15 protein-coding genes are annotated in these 18,928 nt (G+C 68.4%); 10 read left to right on the top strand and 5 right to left on the bottom strand.

Annotated features, from left to right (window positions below):
• The first annotated feature begins 12 nt into the window (after nucleotides 1–12).
• From ACSVDO_RS00970 to ACSVDO_RS00985, 4 genes are all read left to right on the top strand, one after another.
• On the top strand, nucleotides 13–1,044 hold the full coding sequence (locus ACSVDO_RS00970; protein WP_489594620.1) for a TRAP transporter substrate-binding protein: 1,032 nt from the start codon (nucleotides 13–15) through the stop codon (nucleotides 1,042–1,044).
• Nucleotides 1,045–1,093: 49 nt separating this feature from the next.
• A complete protein-coding gene (locus ACSVDO_RS00975) occupies nucleotides 1,094–2,782 on the top strand; it encodes a subtype B tannase (protein ID WP_489594621.1) in 1,689 nt (562 codons plus the stop codon).
• 72 nt (nucleotides 2,783–2,854) lie between these two features.
• Entirely contained in the window at nucleotides 2,855–4,156 is a 1,302-nt protein-coding gene (locus ACSVDO_RS00980; protein WP_489594622.1) for a gallate dioxygenase, read from the top strand.
• A 51-nt stretch (nucleotides 4,157–4,207) separates the two neighbouring features.
• Nucleotides 4,208–5,305, top strand: coding sequence for a porin (locus tag ACSVDO_RS00985; protein ID WP_332536998.1), 1,098 nt, complete (start codon nucleotides 4,208–4,210; stop codon nucleotides 5,303–5,305).
• A 139-nt stretch (nucleotides 5,306–5,444) separates the two neighbouring features.
• Here the strand turns inward: ACSVDO_RS00985 and azu are convergent, their stop codons facing one another.
• Nucleotides 5,445–5,894 (bottom strand): azurin, encoded by a 450-nt coding sequence (gene azu / locus ACSVDO_RS00990; protein ID WP_489594623.1) that lies wholly within the window; start codon nucleotides 5,892–5,894, stop codon nucleotides 5,445–5,447.
• 274 nt (nucleotides 5,895–6,168) lie between these two features.
• Between azu and acuI the strand changes: the two genes are divergently transcribed.
• Nucleotides 6,169–7,155: an acrylyl-CoA reductase (NADPH) gene (gene acuI, locus ACSVDO_RS00995; protein WP_489594624.1), complete on the top strand. Its 987-nt coding sequence runs from the start codon at nucleotides 6,169–6,171 to the stop codon at nucleotides 7,153–7,155.
• On the opposite strand, the gene ACSVDO_RS01000 is transcribed toward acuI, so the two are convergent.
• Nucleotides 7,145–7,996, bottom strand: coding sequence for a PepSY domain-containing protein (locus tag ACSVDO_RS01000; protein WP_489594625.1), 852 nt, complete (start codon nucleotides 7,994–7,996; stop codon nucleotides 7,145–7,147). The two genes, acuI and ACSVDO_RS01000, sit on opposite strands and share 11 nt — an antisense overlap.
• A gap of 128 nt (nucleotides 7,997–8,124) precedes the next feature.
• Between ACSVDO_RS01000 and ACSVDO_RS01005 the strand changes: the two genes are divergently transcribed.
• Genes ACSVDO_RS01005 through ACSVDO_RS01020 form a run of 4 tightly spaced genes read left to right on the top strand, consistent with a single transcriptional unit; the run spans nucleotide 8,125 to nucleotide 14,226 of the window.
• Nucleotides 8,125–8,610, top strand: coding sequence for a DUF2165 family protein (locus tag ACSVDO_RS01005; RefSeq protein WP_489594626.1), 486 nt, complete (start codon nucleotides 8,125–8,127; stop codon nucleotides 8,608–8,610).
• An 18-nt stretch (nucleotides 8,611–8,628) separates the two neighbouring features.
• The gene (locus ACSVDO_RS01010) at nucleotides 8,629–9,711 is read left to right on the top strand and encodes an efflux RND transporter periplasmic adaptor subunit (protein WP_489594627.1); all 1,083 of its coding nucleotides are present in this window, start codon (nucleotides 8,629–8,631) and stop codon (nucleotides 9,709–9,711) included.
• The gene (locus tag ACSVDO_RS01015; protein ID WP_489594628.1) at nucleotides 9,708–12,800 is read left to right on the top strand and encodes a MexW/MexI family multidrug efflux RND transporter permease subunit; all 3,093 of its coding nucleotides are present in this window, start codon (nucleotides 9,708–9,710) and stop codon (nucleotides 12,798–12,800) included. The genes ACSVDO_RS01010 and ACSVDO_RS01015 overlap by 4 nt, the downstream gene beginning before the upstream one ends.
• Nucleotides 12,801–12,810: 10 nt before the next feature.
• Nucleotides 12,811–14,226, top strand: a complete 1,416-nt coding sequence (locus ACSVDO_RS01020) for an efflux transporter outer membrane subunit (protein ID WP_489594629.1) — start codon at nucleotides 12,811–12,813, stop codon at nucleotides 14,224–14,226.
• Nucleotides 14,227–14,238: 12 nt separating this feature from the next.
• On the opposite strand, the gene ACSVDO_RS01025 is transcribed toward ACSVDO_RS01020, so the two are convergent.
• From ACSVDO_RS01025 to ACSVDO_RS01035, 3 genes are all read right to left on the bottom strand, one after another.
• The gene (locus tag ACSVDO_RS01025; RefSeq protein WP_489594630.1) at nucleotides 14,239–15,255 is read right to left on the bottom strand and encodes an AraC family transcriptional regulator; all 1,017 of its coding nucleotides are present in this window, start codon (nucleotides 15,253–15,255) and stop codon (nucleotides 14,239–14,241) included.
• 108 nt (nucleotides 15,256–15,363) lie between these two features.
• Entirely contained in the window at nucleotides 15,364–15,681 is a 318-nt protein-coding gene (locus ACSVDO_RS01030) for a 2Fe-2S iron-sulfur cluster-binding protein (RefSeq protein ID WP_489594631.1), read from the bottom strand.
• The gene (locus tag ACSVDO_RS01035; protein WP_489594632.1) at nucleotides 15,663–17,630 is read right to left on the bottom strand and encodes an acyl-CoA synthetase; all 1,968 of its coding nucleotides are present in this window, start codon (nucleotides 17,628–17,630) and stop codon (nucleotides 15,663–15,665) included. The genes ACSVDO_RS01030 and ACSVDO_RS01035 overlap by 19 nt, the downstream gene beginning before the upstream one ends.
• A gap of 234 nt (nucleotides 17,631–17,864) precedes the next feature.
• Here ACSVDO_RS01035 and ACSVDO_RS01040 point away from each other — a divergent pair, with 234 nt between their 5' ends.
• Nucleotides 17,865–18,920, top strand: a complete 1,056-nt coding sequence (locus ACSVDO_RS01040; RefSeq protein WP_489594633.1) for a pyridoxamine 5'-phosphate oxidase family protein — start codon at nucleotides 17,865–17,867, stop codon at nucleotides 18,918–18,920.
• Nucleotides 18,921–18,928: the final 8 nt, after the last annotated feature.

Below are 18,928 nucleotides of genomic sequence, written 5' to 3' on the forward strand. Positions count from 1 at the left end.
AGGAGACAACCCATGAAACTGCGCCACCTGCTTGCCCTTTGCGGCCTGCTTGCCGCCGCCGCGCTTCCCGCTGCGGCGCAGGAAGTCACGCTCAAGGTCCACTACCACCTGCCGCCGACATCGTTCGCGGGCACGCTGTTCATCCAGCCCTGGTGCGAGCGCATCGCCAAGGAGTCGGCCAACCGCATGAAGTGCCAGATCTACCCGTCGATGCAGCTGGGCGGCACGCCGCCCCAGCTGTTCGACCAGGTGCGCGACGGCGTGGCCGACGTGGTCTGGACGCTGCCCGGCTATACCGCGGGGCGTTTTCCGTCGATGGAGGCTTTCGAGCTGCCCTTCATGATGCGCGACCCCGAGGCCACGAGCCGCGCGCTGTGGGACTACGCGCAGATCCACAGCCTGGCGGAGTTCAAGGACGTCAAGCCGCTGGCCTTCCACGTGCACGGACCGGGCGTGTTCCACATGGCGGGCAAGCCGGTGCGCACCATGGCCGATCTGCGCGGCCTCAAGCTGCGCGCGCCCACGCGCCTGACCAACAAGTTCATCGCCATGCTGGGCGCCACGCCCGTGAGCATGCCGGTGCCGCAGGTGGGCGATGCGCTGGCCAAGGGCGTGATCGACGGCGCCGTCGTGCCCTACGAAGTCGTGCCCTCGGTGAAGCTCGAGGAGCTTGCCAAGTACCACTCGGAAACCGACCCGCGCGAGGCCGCGTTCTACACCTCGACATTCATCTTCGCGATGACCAAGGCCAAGTATGAAGCCCTGCCCGCCGACCTGAAAAAGGTGATCGACAACAACGCGGGCCAGGCGTTTTCCGGGCAGATCGGCAAGGCGTTCATCCAGGCCGATGCCCAGGGCAAGCAGCTCACGGCGAAGAACGCCACCAACGTCATTCCCGCAAGCGAGCTGGTGGCCTGGAAGAAGCTGGGCGACAAGCTCTCGGCCGACTGGGTCAAGGACATGAACGCCAAGGGGCTGAACGGCAGCCGGATGCTGGAAGACGCCCGCAGCCTGATTGCCAAACAGCAGGCCGCGCGCCCCTGATCTTTCCCTCATTCATAACAAAAGCCTCGAACGGGGCAAGGAGACAAGCATGCAACTGAATTTCAAACGCCGCACCCTGGCCAGCGCGCTGGCGCTCATTTCCTCGGCCGGACTGCTGGCTGCCTGTGGCGGCGATGGCGGCAGCGTCGTCGAGACGCCGCCCGCGGTCGTCGACGCCGAGGATGCGGCGCTCAAGTTCGACGCCGGCAAATACACGACCGTCACGGTCACCGTGGACGGCGCGCCGATGAAGCTGCGCCAGTACCGCGTGGTCTATGTGGCCAAGCCGATCAAGATGGCGGCCACGCAGGCGACGCTGGGCGGCGGCACGACCACCATGGCCGATCCCTATGCCTACCAGTCGATGATCGTTTCTGTGCCCGAAGCCTCGGTGGACGACCAGAAGACCGCGCTGTACATGGCCGTGAACAACAGCGGCTGGTGGACCAGCGCCGTCGCCACCACCATCACCGAAGGCAAGGCCTTTGTGAGCACCAGCGACACCGACAACATAGGCGCGGCGCTCAAGGCCGGCTACGTGGTGGTGAACGTGGGCACGCGCAGCCGCGGCGCGCGCGCCGAGGACGGCAGCTGGGCCGGCAAGGCGCCTTCGCCCGTGGTCGACACCAAGGCGGCAATACGCTACATGCGGCTCAACGACAGCCTCATGCCGGGCTCGGCCGAACGCATCGTGCTCAACGGCACCAGCGGCGGCGGCGGACTGACCTCGGCCGTCGCGGCCAGCGGCAACAGTGCGGACTATCTGCCCTATCTCGCTGACATCGGCGCCGCCGGCATCACGGGCACGGGGGATGCGGCGGCAAGCACGCTCAAGGACGATGTGTACATGGCCGTCGCCTACTGCCCGATCAACAACCTGGGCAATGCCGACGCCGGCTACGAGTGGCAGTACAGCGCGGTGCGCAGCGATGCCAACACGGGCGCGCTGGGCGGCGTGGCATTCAGCGCCGGCGCGCAGCGCGCGGCTTCGAGCGCCCTGGCCGCGAGCTTTCCGGCCTACCTCGACGGCTTGAATCTCGGCGTGACGGCGGCAAGCATGGCCGACACCATCAAGACGCGCCTGACCGAGGAGATAGAGCGCCAGATCGCCAAGGGCACGGCCGTGCCGCAGCTCGGCGGGAACTTCGTCACGGCGCGCAAGACGTTGGTCAACGACTGGCTGACCCTGACCGGCACGGGCACCAGCGCCAAGGTGGCCCACATCGACTACGCCAAGTTCGTCGACTTCGTCGCCGCCAACCAGGCGCTCAAGACCGTGGTCGCATTCGATGCGGCGGGCGTGACCGGCAACCCGAACATCAGCGGGGAAACCAATCTCTTCGGCTCGGCCAACTACGAGTATGCGAACTTCACCGAATGGTCCTGGAACAACAACCAGAAGGTCGGTGACGGCTCGGGCAAGGACGACACCGGACTCGACTGGGCGGCCTACACCGCGAGCAGCGGCAACACGCTGGCCAAACAGATCAAGCTGATCAACCCGATCGCCTATCTGAACACCGCGGCCGACAGCGCCCCCTACTGGTATGTGCGCCACGGCATGGTCGATCGCGACACCGGTTTTGCCATGCAGGAGCTGCTGCACCAGGCGATCAAGAAGGACGCGTCGGTCAAGGAAGTCAGCTTCAAGCTGCCCTACCTGGTGGGCCACAGCGGCAACTACGACGTGCAGGAAGCCTTTGCCTGGATCAAGTCCAAGCTCAACGCCACCCCCTGAACCGCTGCGGGTGCCGCGCACCCGCATTTTTCCCAACCCCCGACAACGGGGCCTGCAAAGGCACCCCATTCCATGGCCAAGATCATCGGCGGCATCGCCGCCTCGCACACCCCGACCATAGGCTTTGCGTTCGACCGCGACAAGCGCTCGGACCCGGTCTGGCAACCCATCTTCGAGGCCTTCGCGCCGGTGCAGGACTGGATTGCCGAACAGAAGCCCGACGTGCTGCTGTTCATCTACAACGACCACGTCACGTCCTTCTTCTTCGACCACTACAGCGCGTTCTCGCTGGGCGTGGGCGAGCGCTGGGCGGTGGCCGACGAAGGCGGCGGCGCGCGCGATTTGCCGGCGATCGCGGGCCATCCGGGCCTGGCGGCCCACATCGGCCAGTCGCTGATGGCCGACGAGTTCGACATGTCGTTCTTCCAGGACAAGGGCCTGGACCATGGCTGCTTCTCGCCGCTGTCGGTGATGTGCCCGCACGCCCCGCAGTGGCCGGTGCGGCTGGTGCCGCTGCAGATGGGCGTGCTGCAGTTTCCCATTCCCAGCGCGCGCCGCTGCTACAAGCTGGGCCAGGCGCTGCGCCGCGCGATTGAAAGCTATCCCGAGGACCTGCGCGTGGCCATCGTCGCCACCGGCGGACTGTCGCACCAGGTGCATGGCGAGCGTGCGGGCTTCAACAACCCCGAATGGGACGCGCGCTTTCTCGATCTGTTCGAGCGCGATCCCGAGCAGCTTGCCGAGATGACCCATGCCGAGTACGCGGCGCTGGGCGGATTCGAAGGCGCGGAAGTCATCATGTGGCTGGTGATGCGCGGCGCGCTTGCGTCCCAGGTGCGCTGCCTGCACCGCAGCTACTACCTGCCGTCGATGACCGGCATTGCCGCCGCGATCTACGCGCCCGCCGACAGCGGCCTGTCCGCGCCCGTGCTGCAGCGCCACCGCGCCCACATGCAGCTGCAGCTTGCGGGCGCCGAGGCGCTCGAAGGCACGCATCCATTCACGCTGGAGCGCAGCGTCAAGGCCTACCGGCTCAACCGCTTCCTGCACGCGCTGATCGAGCCCGGCGCGCGCGCCGAATTCATCGCCGATGAGGAAGCGGCCTATGCGCGCGCGCAGCTCACTCCCGAGGAAAGCCAACTGGTGCGCGCGCGCGACTGGCGCGGGCTGATCCATTACGGCGTCATCTTCTTCCTGCTCGAGAAGCTGGGCGCCGTGATCGGCGTGTCCAACCTGCACATCTACGCCGCGATGCGCGGCGAGTCGCTTGAAGTGTTCCAGCAGACCCGCAACACCAAGGCGCTGTATTCGGTTGCCGGCAAGGACGCGGGCGCGCTGGGCTGGGACACGCCTGCCGCGTCCACCGGCAGCTGAATTTCCGTTGACTGTTACCACCACCCTGAAGACAAGAGAGGAGACCTCAAGATGAAACGTTCCCTGTTGACCCTTGGCCTGCTGGCCGCCGCCTGCGGCGCTGCCCAGGCGCAAACCAGCGTCACGATCTACGGCCTGCTGGACGCCTCGGTCGAGCATCTGACCGATGCAACGCCCGGCGGCGGTGGCCTCACGCGCATGCCCGGCCTCACGGGCAGCGCGCCCTCGCGCCTGGGATTTCGCGGCACCGAGGATCTGGGCGCAGGCCTGAAGGCCGTGTTCACGCTCGAGTCCGGCCTGGGCGTGGACAGCGGCACGTTCAACCAGGGCGGCCGGGCCTTCGGCCGCCAGGCCTATGTGGGCCTGACGGGCGGCTGGGGCAGCCTGACGCTGGGCCGCCAGTACTCGATGCTGTTCTGGTCGCAGCTCGATGCCGACATCCTGGGCCCCAGCGCCTTCGGCTCGGGCTCGCTGGACAGCTACCTGCCCAACGCGCGCGTGGACAATGCCATCGCCTACCGCGGCACTTTCAACGGCTTCACGGCCGGCGCGACATACAGCTTCGGGCGTGACACCGTCAACGCCGGCCCCAGCCCATCGGGCGCGAACTGCGCGGGCGAGAACGCCGCCGACAGCAAGGCCTGCCGCCAATGGTCGCTGCTGGCCAAGTACGATGCCGCGAACTGGGGCCTGGCCCTGGCCGTGGATGAGATCCGCGGCGGCGCGGGCGCGTTTGCGGGCCTGACCGGCAGCAGCATGAAGGACCGCCGCTCCACCGTTGCCGGCTGGACGAAGTTCAATGGCCTGAAGCTGGGCGCGGGACTGATTGCGCGCGACAACGACGCCACGCCCGCGGCGCGGCGCAGCAACCTCTGGTACGTAGGCGCGGCCTACAACGTCACGCCCGCAATGGTGGTCGACGGCCAGGTGTTCAAGCTCGACTACAAGAACAGCGCCAACCAGGCCACGCTGTTCGCGCTGCGCGCGACCTACAACCTCTCCAAGCGCACGGCGGTCTATGCGACTGCCGGCCATATCTCCAACGATGGCGCGCTCGCGCTGTCGGTCAGCAATGCAGCCGCGGGCGGCGCGCCCGTGGCCGGCGGCTCGCAAAGCGGCTTTGCCGCAGGCATACGCCACGCCTTCTGACCGCGAAGATTCCAAGGTTTGCGCCGGGCCATGCCCGGCGTTTTTTTATGCGCCGCCGCCGATCCAGACATGAAAAAGCCTCCGCTGCTTGCGCAGAGGAGGCTTCGGGCTACGCAGTGCGCGAGCGTGGGGGCCAGGTTTACGCGCCCAGCTTCAGCGCACCCTTCATCATGCCGGCGTGGCCGGGGAACGAGCAGAAGAAGCTGTAGTCGGTGCCGGCCTTGATCTTGGCGACGGGGAATTCGATGGTGGTGCTTTCACCGCCGCCGACGACCTTGGTGTGGGCGATCACGCGGGTGTCGTCCTTCTTGATGTAGTCGGATGCAGCGCCGGCCTTCATGCCGTCGGCGTTGACGGCCGTCAGGTCGGCAGCGGTGGTCACGACCAGGTTGTGGCCCATGGCGGTCTTGGGCATCTTGCCCACGTGCTTCAGGGTCAGGGAAAAGTTCTTGCATTCCTTGGGCACGGTGATGCTCTTGGTGTTGAACTGCATCATGTCGTTGGCTTCGACCGTCAGGGCGCAGTCAGCGGCAAAAGCGGGAGCAGCAGCGCAAGCGCTCAGAGCCAGGGCAGCGAGAATTTTCTTCATGATCAGATTCCTATAGGGTGTATGGATGTCCAAGTACCGAACCACGGTGCGCATGGGGCCCAACCAGACATGTTGACCGCAAGCCGCCCATTGGTATTAGGTAATAACCCTAGTGTAGATAGAAGCGTCTGTGCTTCTCTTGAGATTGCGCAAAAGGCCTGTTGCAAGTGACGGCTTTGGCGGGCATTCCGGCGCGGCGCCGCGCCTTGCAACTTTGCGGTGGCGCGCCGATCATTCCAGTCACTGCGTTTTTGCATGACATGGAGTGCACCGAATGACTTTCAATGCCTTGTGGGCCAGCCGGGAAGACGGCGCGATCAGTGTCGAACTGCGCCGTATCGACGACGCCCAGCTGATGGACGGCGACGTGACCGTGGATGTCGAATACTCGACGGTCAATTACAAGGACGGGCTGGCGATCACCGGCGCATCGCCCGTGATCCGCACCTTTCCCATGATTCCGGGCATAGATTTCGCGGGCGTCGTGGCCGCGACGCGCCATCCCGATTTCGCCCCCGGCGAGCGCGTGCTGCTCAACGGCTGGGAACTGAGCCAGACGCATTTCGGCGGCTACGCCCAGCGCGCGCGCGTGCGCGGCGAATGGCTGGTCAAGGTGCCGGCGGCGTTCTCCACGCGCGATGCCATGGCGATTGGCACGGCCGGCTACACGGCCATGCTCAGCGTGCTGGCGCTGGAAAAGGGCGGGCTCACGCCCGAGCGCGGACCCATCCTGGTCACGGGCGCGAGCGGCGGCGTGGGCTCGGTGGCCGTGGCGCTGCTGTCGCAGCTGGGCTATCGCGTGATTGCTTCGACGGGCCGCTCCGAGGAAACCTCCTACCTGCAGCGCCTGGGCGCCAGCGAAGTGATTGACCGGCGCACGCTGTCGGAGCCGGGCAAGCCCGTTGCCGCGCCGAAATGGGCCGGGGCCGTGGATTCGGTGGGCGGCCACACGCTGGTCAACGTGCTGGCGCAGACCGATTACCGCGGCGTGGTGACGAGCTGCGGCCTGGCGCAAAGCACCGACCTGCCGGGCTCGGTCCTGCCTTTCATCCTGCGCCACATCACGCTGGCCGGCATCGACTCGGTCAATGCGCCGCAGTGGGCGCGCACCGAGGCCTGGCAGCGGCTGGCGCGCGACCTCGACCTGGCCAAGCTGGGCCAGGCCGAAACACTGATCGGCCTGGCCGATGTGCCCGAGATCGCGCGCCGCATCCTGCACGGTCAGGTGCGCGGGCGCACGGTGGTAGACGTCAACCGCTGAGTGCCTGGCGCCGCGCCAGCGCCCGGGCCATGCCGGCAAACAGCGCGCCTGCGGCCAGCGCCGCCAGATCGAAGCCGGCCATTGCCAGGTCCTGTTGCGCCAGCGCCCGGCCCAGATGCTGCGCGCCGGTCAGCGCATTGAGCAGCGGCAGGGCGGCGCACAGCGCCGCGGCCAGCAGCGCCTGCTCGCGCCACGCGCGCCGCGCCGGGCGCAGCGCGGCCCAGGCAAACATCAGCAGCCAGGCCAGGAACAGCGCGTGCACTTCCCAGTCGGCGCGCCGCTCCAGGCCCAGCGGCAGCAGCCGGTTGGCCCAGAAATAGGCGGCAATCGCCACCGGCAGCCCCATGATGATGGCGACATTGAGCCGCTCCACCAGGGCCAGCCCCGCATGGCGATCGCCGCGCTGGCGGCGCTTGACCGTCCACAGCACCATGCCGGTGGCAATCATTGCCGCGCCCAGCAGGCCCAGCAGGCCCGACAGCACATACAGCGCGCGCAGCACGGGCGGCGCGAACAGGCCTTCGTGCAATCCCAGCAGCAGGTCGCGCAGCGCCTTGGGCGCCGATTGCCAGGCCGGGCGCCGCGCCAGGCGCGCGCCGCTGACGCCGTCATAGGCCAGGATATGGGCGGCACGCAGCGGGCCGGCGGCAAAGTCGCCGACAACCAGGATGCGCGCCCTGGCGTCGTGCGGATCCTGGATGTCGATGCTGGCCACGGGCGCCGCGCCCCACTGGGCGCGCACGTCCGGCAGCAACTGCTCCAGCGGCGGGAACACCGCGTTGAGAAAGGCTTTCTTGCCGCGCGACGGCCCGACCATGTTGGGAATTGTTCTTATTATCATCCAGGCCACCAAAGACCGGGCTTTTCCGCGGGCGCGTGCCGCCATTCGATTAACCAAGTTATCTCTTGCTTAATTGGCTGCTCAAACCTATTATCCAAGCAATTGCTTTGATTTTTAGGTGCGTCGACATGGATCTGGATTTCTCCCTCTGGCTTTTTCAGGCGCTGCACGCGCTGGGGCTTGCCGTCTGGCTGTCGCTGAGCGTCGCCAACAACGTCCAGGGTTTCACGGGTTCGGCGGCCGCCGTTGGCGCGACCATGAACATGGCGCCGCTCAAGCTCGCACCCATCGTCGACACGCCGCTGCTGGCGCGCGCCCTGCGTTCGCCGGCCCTGCACCGCGCAGCGCTGCTGGTGGTGCTGGCGCTGCAGGTCGTTGCCGCCGGCGCTTTCTGGGCCGGCGCCTGGCCGCTGCTGTTTTCCGCTGACCTGGCCGCCGCCCGGCCCTGGCTCAACCTGGGGCTGAGCGCCTTTTCCGCCTTCCTGTTCGCCATGCACCTGGGCGGACTGTGGTTTGGCTACTGGATTCGCCAGGAGGGCCTGCAGCAGGCCCACATCAGCCTGCTGCTCTGGACCGTCGCCGCCTTCTTTCTCTTCAACCTGTCCTGGGCCTGAGCGGCCCGGGCTTTCATCATGCGCAAGAAAACCCTGTACCTCTTCACGATCGTCCTGTCGGCGCTCGTATTCACCACCATCGTCTACAGCACCGCGCCCCAGGCCAAGCCCGCGGCCGCGGCGCCGCCCGCCACCAAGGTGGCGCTGGCCACGGTGCGCAGCGACAGCGTCGCGCAGGTGTTCTCGGGCGTGGGCGAGCTTGCCTCGGCGCGCCAGGTGCAGGTCGCGGCCGAAGTCGGCGGGCGGGTGACGAAGATCGCGTTTGCGTCCGGCCAGGCCGTCAAGGCCGGCCAGTTGCTGGTGCAGCTCAACGACGCGCCCGAGCAGGCCGAGCGCCAGCGCCTGCTGGCCCAGTCGCGCAACGCCCGGACGCTGCATGCGCGCGCGCTCGGGCTGCTGGCCGACAACGCGGCGACGCAGGAGCAGGTCGACAACGCGGCCATGGAGCGCGACATGGCGCTGGCCGCGCTGCGCCACACCGAGGCGGTGATTGCGCAGAAAGCAATACGCGCGCCGTTCGCGGGCGTGCTGGGCATACGCCGGGTGCATGAAGGCCAGTATCTGAACCCGGCCGAGGCCGTCGTCAGCCTGGTCGACGCGCGCACGCTGCATGTCGATTTCGCGCTGGACGAACAGGCCAGCCCGCAGCTGAAGGTCGGACAGGCGGTGGCGCTGCGCATCGATGCCTATCCCGAGCGCCGCTTCAGCGCGCGCATCACGGCCGTCGATCCGCTGATCGCGCGCTCGCGCACGGTGCAGCTGCAGGCCACGCTCACCAATGCCGACGGCGCGCTGCGCCCCGGCATGTTTGCCCAGGTCGAGGTCGCGCGGCCCGACGCCGTGCAGGCGCTGACGGTGCCCGAGACCGCGGTCACCTACACCGCGTATGGCGAAACGGTGTTCATCGCCCAGGCCGGCGCAGGCCAGGCGTTGGCGGTCAAGCGGGTGGCCGTCACCACCGGCGCGCGGCGCGACGGCCGGGTGGAGATTGCCTCGGGCCTGAGCGCCGGCGACCGGGTCGTGACTTCGGGCCAGCTCAAGCTGGTGGACGGCATGGCCGTGCAGGCCGTTGCCGCCGACACGCTCGAGGAGCGCACATGAAGTTCACCGATCTTTTCGTGCGCCGGCCCGTGCTGGCGCTGGTGGTGAGCACCCTGATCCTGCTGCTGGGCCTGCTGGCGCTCGAACGCCTGCCGATACGCCAGTACCCCATGCTCGAGAGCTCGACCATCACCGTCTCCACGGAGTACCCGGGCGCGTCGTCGGAGCTGATGCAGGGCTTTGTCACCCAGCCGATTGCCCAGGCCATCTCGTCGGTCGAAGGCATTGATTACCTGTCGTCCTCGTCGGTGCAGGGCCGCAGCGTGGTCACGGCGCGCATGGAGCTCAACCGCGACTCGACCCAGGCGCTGACCGAAGTCATGGCCAAGGTGAACCAGGTGCGCTACAAGCTGCCCGAGCAGGCCTACGACCCGGTGATAGAGCGCTCGTCGGGCGAATCGACGGCCGTCGCCTATGTCGGTTTTTCCAGCGACACGCTGTCCACGCCGGCGCTGACCGACTACCTGGCGCGCGTGGTCGAGCCCATGTTCGCGACCATTGACGGCGTGGCCAAGGTCGAGGTTTTTGGCGGCCAGCGGCTGGCAATGCGGCTGTGGCTGGACGCCGACCGGCTTGCGGGGCGCGGGCTCACGGCGGCCGATGTCGCCGAAGCCGTGCGGCGCAACAACTACCAGGCCGCGCCGGGCAAGGTCAAGGGACAGTACGTGGTGTCCAACGTGCGCGTCGATACCGACCTGAACAGCGTCGAAGGCTTTCGCGAGCTGGTGGTGCGCAACGACGGCGCGGGCCTGGTGCGGCTCAAGGACGTGGGCACGGTGGAGCTTGGCGCGGCGAGCTCGGAGAGCAGCGCGCAGATGGACGGCGTGCCCGCCGTGCACCTGGGCCTGCAGCCCACGCCCGCGGGCAATCCGCTGGTGATCGTCGCCGGAATCAAGCAGCTGCTGCCCGAGATCCGCAAGACGCTGCCGCCGGGCGTGAAGGTCGATCTGGCCTTCGAGACCGCGCGCTTCATCGAGGCCTCGATCACCGAGGTGATGCACACGCTGCTCGAAGCGCTGCTGATTGTCGTGGTGGTGATCTATCTGTGCCTGGGCTCGCTGCGCGCGGTGCTGATTCCGGTGGCGACGATTCCGCTGTCGATGCTGGGCGCGGCCGGCCTGATGCTGGCCTTCGGCTTCAGCGTCAATCTGCTGACGCTGCTGGCCATGGTGCTGGCCATAGGCCTGGTGGTCGATGACGCCATCGTGGTGGTGGAGAACGTGCACCGGCATATCGAGGCCGGGCGCTCGCCCGTCGCCGCGGCGCTGATAGGCGCGCGCGAAGTCGCCGGTCCGGTGATTGCCATGACCATCACGCTGGCCGCGGTCTACGCGCCCATAGGCCTGATGGGCGGGCTCACGGGCGCGCTGTTCAAGGAGTTCGCGCTGACGCTGGCCGGCGCCGTGGTGGTCTCGGGCGTGGTCGCGCTCACGCTGTCGCCGGTGATGAGCTCGTTCCTGCTGCCGCCCGCGCAGCAGGAGGGGCGCATGGCGCATGCGGCCGAGCGCTTCTTTGGCGGCCTGACGCGGCGCTACGGCGCGGCGCTGGGCTTTTCGCTGCGCCACCGCTGGCTCACGGGCGCGGTCGCGCTGCTGGTGTTCGCCAGCCTGCCCTTTCTCTATCAACTGCCGCAGCGCGAACTTGCTCCGGCCGAGGACCAGGCCAGCGTGCTGACCGCGATCAAGGCGCCCGAGCATGCCAACCTCGACTATGTCGAGCGCTTTGCGCAGCAGCTGGACGCGGTCTACACGCGCATGCCCGAGACCGTGGGCCGCTGGATCATCAACGGCAGCGACGGGCCGGCTTCCAGCATAGGCGGCATCAACCTGTCGGGCTGGGGCGAGCGCGAGCGCTCCGCGGTCGAAGTGCAGGCCGATCTGCAGGCCGCGGTGGGTGACGTCGAAGGCACGAGCATCTTCGTGTTCCAGCTTGCCGCGCTGCCGGGCTCGACCGGCGGACTGCCGGTGCAGATGGTGCTGCGCAGCGCCCAGGGCTACGCCGCGCTGTTCCAGACTATGGAGGACATCAAGCGGCGCGCGCGCGAAAGCGGGCTGTTTGTCGTCGTCGACAGCGACCTCGACTACAACAAGCCCGTGGTGCAGGTGCGCATAGACCGCTCCAAGGCCAGCAGCCTGGGCATACGCATGCAGGACATAGGAGAGTCGCTGGCGGTGCTGGTCGGCGAGAACTACCTCAACCGCTTTGCCATGGACGGCCGTTCCTACGACGTGATTCCGCAAAGCCTGCGCGAGCAGCGCCTGACGCCGCAGGCGCTGGCGCGCCAGTTCGTGCGCACCCAGGACCAGACGCTGGTGCCGCTGTCCACCGTGGTGCAGGTTTCCATGCAGGTCGAGCCCAACCGGCTGACGCAGTTCAACCAGCAGAATGCCGCGACCTTCCAGGCGATTCCCGCGCCCGGCGTGTCGCTGGGCCAGGCCGTGGCGTTTCTCGAGACCGTCGCCGGCGAGCTGCCCGCGGGCTTCAGCCACGACTGGCAGTCCGATGCGCGCCAGTACACGCAGGAAGGCAATGCGCTGGTGTTCGCGTTTCTCGCGGCGCTGGTCATCATCTATCTGGTGCTGGCCGCGCAATACGAAAGCCTGGTCGATCCGCTGATCATCCTGATCACCGTGCCGCTGTCGATCTGCGGCGCGCTGATTCCGCTGGCCCTGGGGCTGGCAACGCTCAACATCTACACCCAGATCGGGCTGGTGACGCTGATCGGCCTGATCAGCAAGCACGGCATCCTGATGGTCGAGTTCGCCAACGAACTGCAGGCCGGCGAGGGGCTGGACCGCAATGCGGCGATACGCCGCGCGGCGCAGATCCGGCTGCGGCCCATTCTGATGACCACCGCGGCCATGGTGTTCGGCCTGGTGCCGCTGCTGTTTGCCTCGGGCGCGGGCGCCAGCAGCCGCTTCGGCCTGGGCGTGGTGATTGTCTGCGGCATGCTGGTGGGCACCGCGTTCACGCTGTTTGTGCTGCCCACCGTCTATTCGCTGCTGGCGCGCAACCATGCGGCCAGCGCCGCCACGCCGCGCAGCCGGCAACTGGCGGATGCCGACCAGCCGCTGTCCCATGCATCCTGAGAGCCCCGCCATGAAAAACAACATCCGACGCGCCAGCCTGGCCACCGCTGCGCTCTGCGCCCTGCTCGCGGGCTGCGCCGTAGGGCCCCGCTATGCCACGCCCGAGGTGCCGGCCATCACGCTGGCCAGCGGGGAAAAAGGCCAGTTCAGCGACGCTGCACCGGTGCCCGCGCCCTGGTGGAGCTTTCTCGACGACGCCGCGCTGGCCGATGCGATAGAGCGCGCGCTGGCGCACAACCACGACATCCGCCAGGCCCAGGCCAATTTGCGCGTCTCGCGCGCGCTGTTCGACGAGCAGCAGCTCGAGCGCACTCCCGCGGTCACGGCCCAGGGCGGCTACCAGCGCGGCAGCGAGCAGCGCGCGGGCGCCGGCGGCGCGCCGCAGCGCAGCCTGTACGCAAGCTGGCGCGCGGGCTTCGATGTCGAGTGGGAGATCGATTTGTTCGGCCGGCTCGGCCACCTGGCGCAATCGGCCCAGGCGCGCGCCGACGCGGCCCAGGCCGATCTCGCGCTGGTGCGGTTGACCGTGGCCGCCGATGTCGCGCGCCACTACTACCAGGGCCAGGGCCTGCAGCGCCGCCTGGCGCTGGCCCAGGGCCAGGCCGAGAGCTGGCGCGCCACGCTGGCGCTGCTGCAGTCGCGGCTGGCGGCGGGCAATGGCGCGCTGGACGCGGTGGAAAGCGCGCGCGCGGAACTCGCGCGCAGCGAGGCGGCGCTGGCGCCGCTGGCCACGGCGCGCGACCAGGCGCAGTTCCGGCTGGACGTGCTGACCGGCCAGCGCCCTGGCCACAGCCCGTTCGCGGCGCAGACGCTGGCGCCCGCGCCGCTGGCGCGGCAGCTGCCGCTGGGCGATGTCGATCGGCTGATACGCCAGCGGCCCGATGTGGTGCGCGCCGAGCGCCTGCTCGCGGCCAGCACTGAGGACGTGGGCGCGGCCACGGCCGAACTCTATCCACGCCTGAACCTGGGCGCGTTTGTAGGCTTCTTCGCGCTGCGCGGCGCCGACGCAGGCCTGGGAACGCGCGCCTTTGCGCTGGCGCCGGGGATCACCTGGCCGGCCCTGCGCCTGGGCAGCGCGCGCGCGCGGCTGCGCGGCGCCAGCGCGCTGTCCGAAGGCGCGCTGGCGCGCTACGAGCAGTCGCTGCTGCAGGCCCAGGAAGATGTGGAGAACGCGGTCACGCAGCTGGGTCGCCACCAGCAGCAGCTGGGCGCGCTGCTGGAGTCGGCCGCGCATGCCGAGCGCGCGCTGGCGATCGCCACGCGGCGCTACGCGGCGGGTGCGGGCAGCTATCTCGCGGTGCTGGAAAACCAGCGCACGCTGGCGGCGCTGCGCCAGGAAGCGGCCCAGGCCGAGACCGCCTCGTACCTGCATGTGATCGCGCTCTACAAGGCGCTGGGCTGGGGGCTGGAAACGGCGCGCGGCTGATGGCCGCGGCGCTCACAGCGGCAGGCTGGCGGGCGCCCGGCATTCTCCTGGCGACTGGTTGAACCAGCGCCGGAAAGCGCGGTGGAAGGTGCTCACGTCCTTGAATCCCAGGCCGTCGCTGACCGAGGCCACGGGCAGGCCCTGCTGGATCTGCTTGTAGGCCAGCTCCTTTCTCACGGTCTCCACCAGTTCGGTGAAGCTCGTGCCCTCGCGCTTGAGGCGGCGATAGAGCGTGGGGCGGGTGACATGCAGCGAGGCGCAGATGTCGTCGATGCGCAGTCCCCGGTGCAGATCGGACTGGATGTGCTGGCGGACCTTGCCGGTCAGCGCGTTGGTGACCGCCAACTGCTGGAAGGTCTGCAGCGCCCGCTCCTCGAGAATCTGCTTGAGGTAGGCGTTGGCGCTGTGAATGGGCCGGTGCAGGAATTCGCGCTGCAGGAGAATGCTGTTGCCTTGGGCATCGAAGCGGATGTTTGCGCCAAACACTTCGCGGTAGCGCTCGGCATATGCCGGGCGCGCAAAGGCGAATTCGCAGGCCGTGGGAACAGTCGGCGCGCCGGTCATCTCCGCGGTCCAGCGCAGCAGCGCGCTCATGCTGCGCTCCAGCGCCGCGCGCGGGTAGTTCTTGCCGGGCGCAAAGGAAAAGCCCAGCCGCAGCGTGTCGTCGTCGACGCTGGCCGTCCAGCTTTCCGAAGGGTTCATCAGCGCGATGTGGTCCTGGAACACCTGCAGGGCTTCGCCCAGGTGGTTGCACTGGAACAGCCAGCTGGCCAGCAAGCCGCGCGTCGCGGGGTTGTAGTGCTGGCCGACCAGCAGCCCGATATGCGGCAGCTGCGCGCTGCGCGCGGCCATCTGCCACAGCGCCAGCAGGCGCGACTCGTGCAGGCGCTGCTCGGGCACGGGCAGCGCGGTGCTGCTGCGATCGACCAGGGTCGCGCCGTCCAGTCCCGCGGCCCGCATCTCGGCCGGGGTCACGGCGCCCAGGGCCAGCAGCAGGTCGTGCAGGTCCAGCACGGCAACGGCAGACACTGTGGGGGCTCTGGCCATCTGTCGATCACTCCGGGGGTTGACTTCGAGGAGTGACTATAGCGCGCGGGCGCGCCGCCCGCATGCCGGCCGGCGCCAGGGGGCGGGCGCTCAGTCCGGTGGCGCGATCACCACCTGCAGGTCCTGCATTGCCGCCGTCAGAACCACCTGGCAGGAAAGCCGGGAGTTGTGCTGGAAGTGCGCGGATTCGGCCACCAGTTCCTGCTCGCCGGCGTTGCGCTCGCCCAGGGCCTCGAACCAGCCACCGACGAGGTAGACATGGCAGGTGGAGCACGAGCAGGCACCGCCGCAGATGGCCTCGATGTCGTCGCAGCCGCCGTTTCTCAAGGCCTCCATCAAGGTCTCGCCCTCGATGCCGTGCAAGGTGCTGAGCGCGCCGTCCAAGGCGGTTACTTCGATGCGGGGCATGCAGCTTCTCCGGGGGAAGGTAAGGGCGACACGCCGTCGGTGGTGGCGAATGCGCTGCGAAAGCCAAAGCGCTGCAGATGCTGTTCGAGCGCCTGGCTTCTGGCGGCCAGCGTGAGCGTGGCGAGATAGCCGTGCTGCGGGTCCTGCTCCACCCGGACCTGCAGCAGCGGCGTGGCGTGGGCCTGCGCCGCGCAGCGCACCACGTCCTCGATCTCCTGCATGACCAGCGCGGGCTTGAAGATCTTGCCTATGGCGGTCAGCGGCAGCGCGTCGACCAGCTGCAGCCGCCGGGGCATGGCTGCGGGCTCGGCGATTTCAGCGGCCAGATAGTCGAGCAGCTGCTGCGGCGTGACCGCTGCCGCGGCGCGCAGCTTGACGTAGACCGCGGGCAGCTCGCCGGCATGCGCATCGGGCCGGCCCACGGCCGCGGCCATCTCGACCGCCGGGTGGCGGTACAGCGGGTCCTCGATCAGCTGCGGGTCGATGTTGTGCCCGCCGCGAATGATCAGTTCCTTCTTGCGCCCCGTGAGCCAGAAGTAGCCGTCGCGGTCCTGGCGGCCCATGTCGCCGGTGTTGAACCAGCGCCGGCCGTCGCCCAGCTCGGGCCAGACGCCGCGGTTGTGCGCCTCCTGCAGATAGCCGCGAAAGACGTTCGGGCCGCTGATGGCGATCACGCCGATCTCGTCGGTGGCGCATTCGCCAAGATAGTTGCCCTGTGCGTCCAGGCGCAGCACGCGCATCTGCTGGTAGGGAAACCGCAGGCCTATGGAGCCTATGCGCGAGGCGCCGGCCAGCGGGTTGAGGCTGCTGGCGCAGGCGCCTTCGGTCAGGCCGTAGCCTTCGAGTATGCGCACGCCCGTGCGCGCCTCGAAGCGCCGGAAAAGCTCGACCGGCATAGGCGCGGCGCCGCACATGCCCAGCTCCAGGGAGCTGATGTCGAAGTCTTCGCAGGGCTGCTGCAGCAGGGCCGAATAGACCGTGGGCACGCCGCTGAAGAAGTGGATGCGGTAGTGCTCGACCAGTGCCCAGAAGCCTTCGAGCACGCCCGCGCCGCGGTAGCCCTGCGGCGTGCCGAGCACCACATGCGCGCCCGCCGACCAGGGCGCGAGCCCGGTGACCAGCTGGCCGTTGGCGTGAAACAGCGGCAGGCCGCAGAACAGCGTCTTTCCGGGCCGCAGGCCGTCGGCCATCATGCAGGTCATCGCATAGGCATCGAAGACTTCGTTCAGGTGTTCACGCACCGCAATCTTCGGCAGGCCCGTCGTGCCGCCGGTGCAGAAGTACGAGGACACCGCGTTCGGCTGGATGACGCGCGCGCCAAGCAGGCGGTCGCCTGCGTGCGCGGCCACGAAGGCGTCGTAGCCGGTCACGCTCAGCGCACGGCCCGCGGCATTTCGCAGGCCGGCGCCCGGCGGCGCGCCATCGGCCGCGCTCCAGCCCGGGGCATGGCGCGCGGCATCGACTTCGACCAGCAGCTCGGCGCTGTCCACGCGCTGCAGCGCCTGCCTGAGCTTTTGCGCCAGGTCGCTGCCCGGGGCCGGGGCCAGCGTCACCACCACCTTGGCGCGGGCGACCTGCAGCAGCTGTGCGATGGCATCGGCGCTGAGCAGGGGATTGACGGCCAGCACGATGCCATTGGCCTGCGCGCCCCACAGCACGAAATGGGTCTCGGGCAGGTTGGGCAGCACGTAGGCGACGACGTCGTCGGCCCCGTAGCCGCTGGCGTGCAGGGCATTGGCAAAGCGCCGGATCTCCTGCAGCAGCGCGCTATAGGTCCAGGTGGCGGGCGTGCGCATGGTCTGCATGCTGGGAAAGAACGACAGCGCCGGAAGCGCCGCGTGCCGGCGTTCGCTGCGCGCCAGCATCTCGTAGGTGCTGCTGGGCAAGTCGGCAGCGGCCAACGGACGGCGTTCGAACGCTTCGATGTCTGAAAGGTTTCTTAGAGTCAAGGCGGCCTCGTGTGGGGAATCAAACCGACAGCCAGTCTCGGGCGCCGCGGCGCGCACCGGAAGGGCTTCTGGCGTCATTCGCAGCGCGTTGCGGATCAACCTGCAGCGGCGCGCGCATCTGGCGCGGGCTTGCAACCGAAAGCCATGTGCTTTGACTCCGGCGACCTTGGTTGTCGCCAGCCTCCTGCCTAGCATGCAGACAGTGAAAACTGGCACCACGAAAGGCAAAAGCACATGTCGGAAATCTCGCAATCCCACCGGATCGACTCCCTGAAAAGCCTGCGCAAGCTGATTTCCGAGCCGCCGTCGATGATGAAGAAGCGGTTGCAGTCGCAGGTGGACGACTACTGCCAGACCATCATCGAGAAAGCCGCGGTATGCGCGCTGGGGTTTGCCGAGCCGGCGGCCGACATCGAGTTCCTCAATCTGCGCGACGCGCCGGTGGTGCATTCCCAGGGCGATCGCATTGCCATGAGCTGGCCGGCCGACAAGGCGCTGCCGCCGGTGCTGGCGCCGGGCAGCCGGCCGCGCTGCAGCCTGTACTTCATCATGCCCGGCATAGGCTTTGCGCTGCGCGCCAACGGGCGCTGCGCCGTGGTGCCAAAGGACGGCGCGCCGCTGCTCGAGTTCCAGGCCGACGCGCTGTTCCTGCACTGCTCGCGGGCCAAGGTGCGCGCCGAGTTCTGGCGCGCCCGCGGCGACGACTTCGCCGCCCGCGCCGCGGCCGCCGCTCCCGCTGCGGCCCGGCTGTCCGAAGAGGCATTGGCCTTCATTGCGCGCTCGCCCTACGTGCTGCTGCTCACGCGCAACGCCGACGGGGCGACGGAGCTGTCACCGCGCGGCGATCCCGACGGTTTCGTGCGCGTGCTGGGCGGCAACACATTGGTGATTCCGGAGCGCCCGGGCAACAAGGTGGCCTGCACGCTGAGCAACATTCTTGCGCAGGAGCAGGTGACGGCCAGCTTCGTGATTCCGGGCTGCGCGACGGTGCTGTCGGTGGCCGGCCGCGGCTGGCTCAGCGCCGACCGGCAGGTGCTGGAGCCGCTGGCGGTCAACGGCAAGGTACCCGCTGTCGGCATCGTGCTGCAGGTCGATCGCTTTCGTTTTCAGCACTGCCCCGAGCTGGTTGCCGCGGGCCTGTGGTCCAGCGCAACGCATCTGCGCGAAAGCGACATTCCCTCGTTTCCCAAGATGCTGGCCGAACACATGAACGGCCGCGGCCTGCTGGGCAAGGCCACGACCCTGGTGGTCGATGCCGTGGTCAAGCACGACCTGAAGAACCTTTACTGAAGAGGCAA

The organism is Comamonas sp. DB36, from assembly GCF_057914905.1.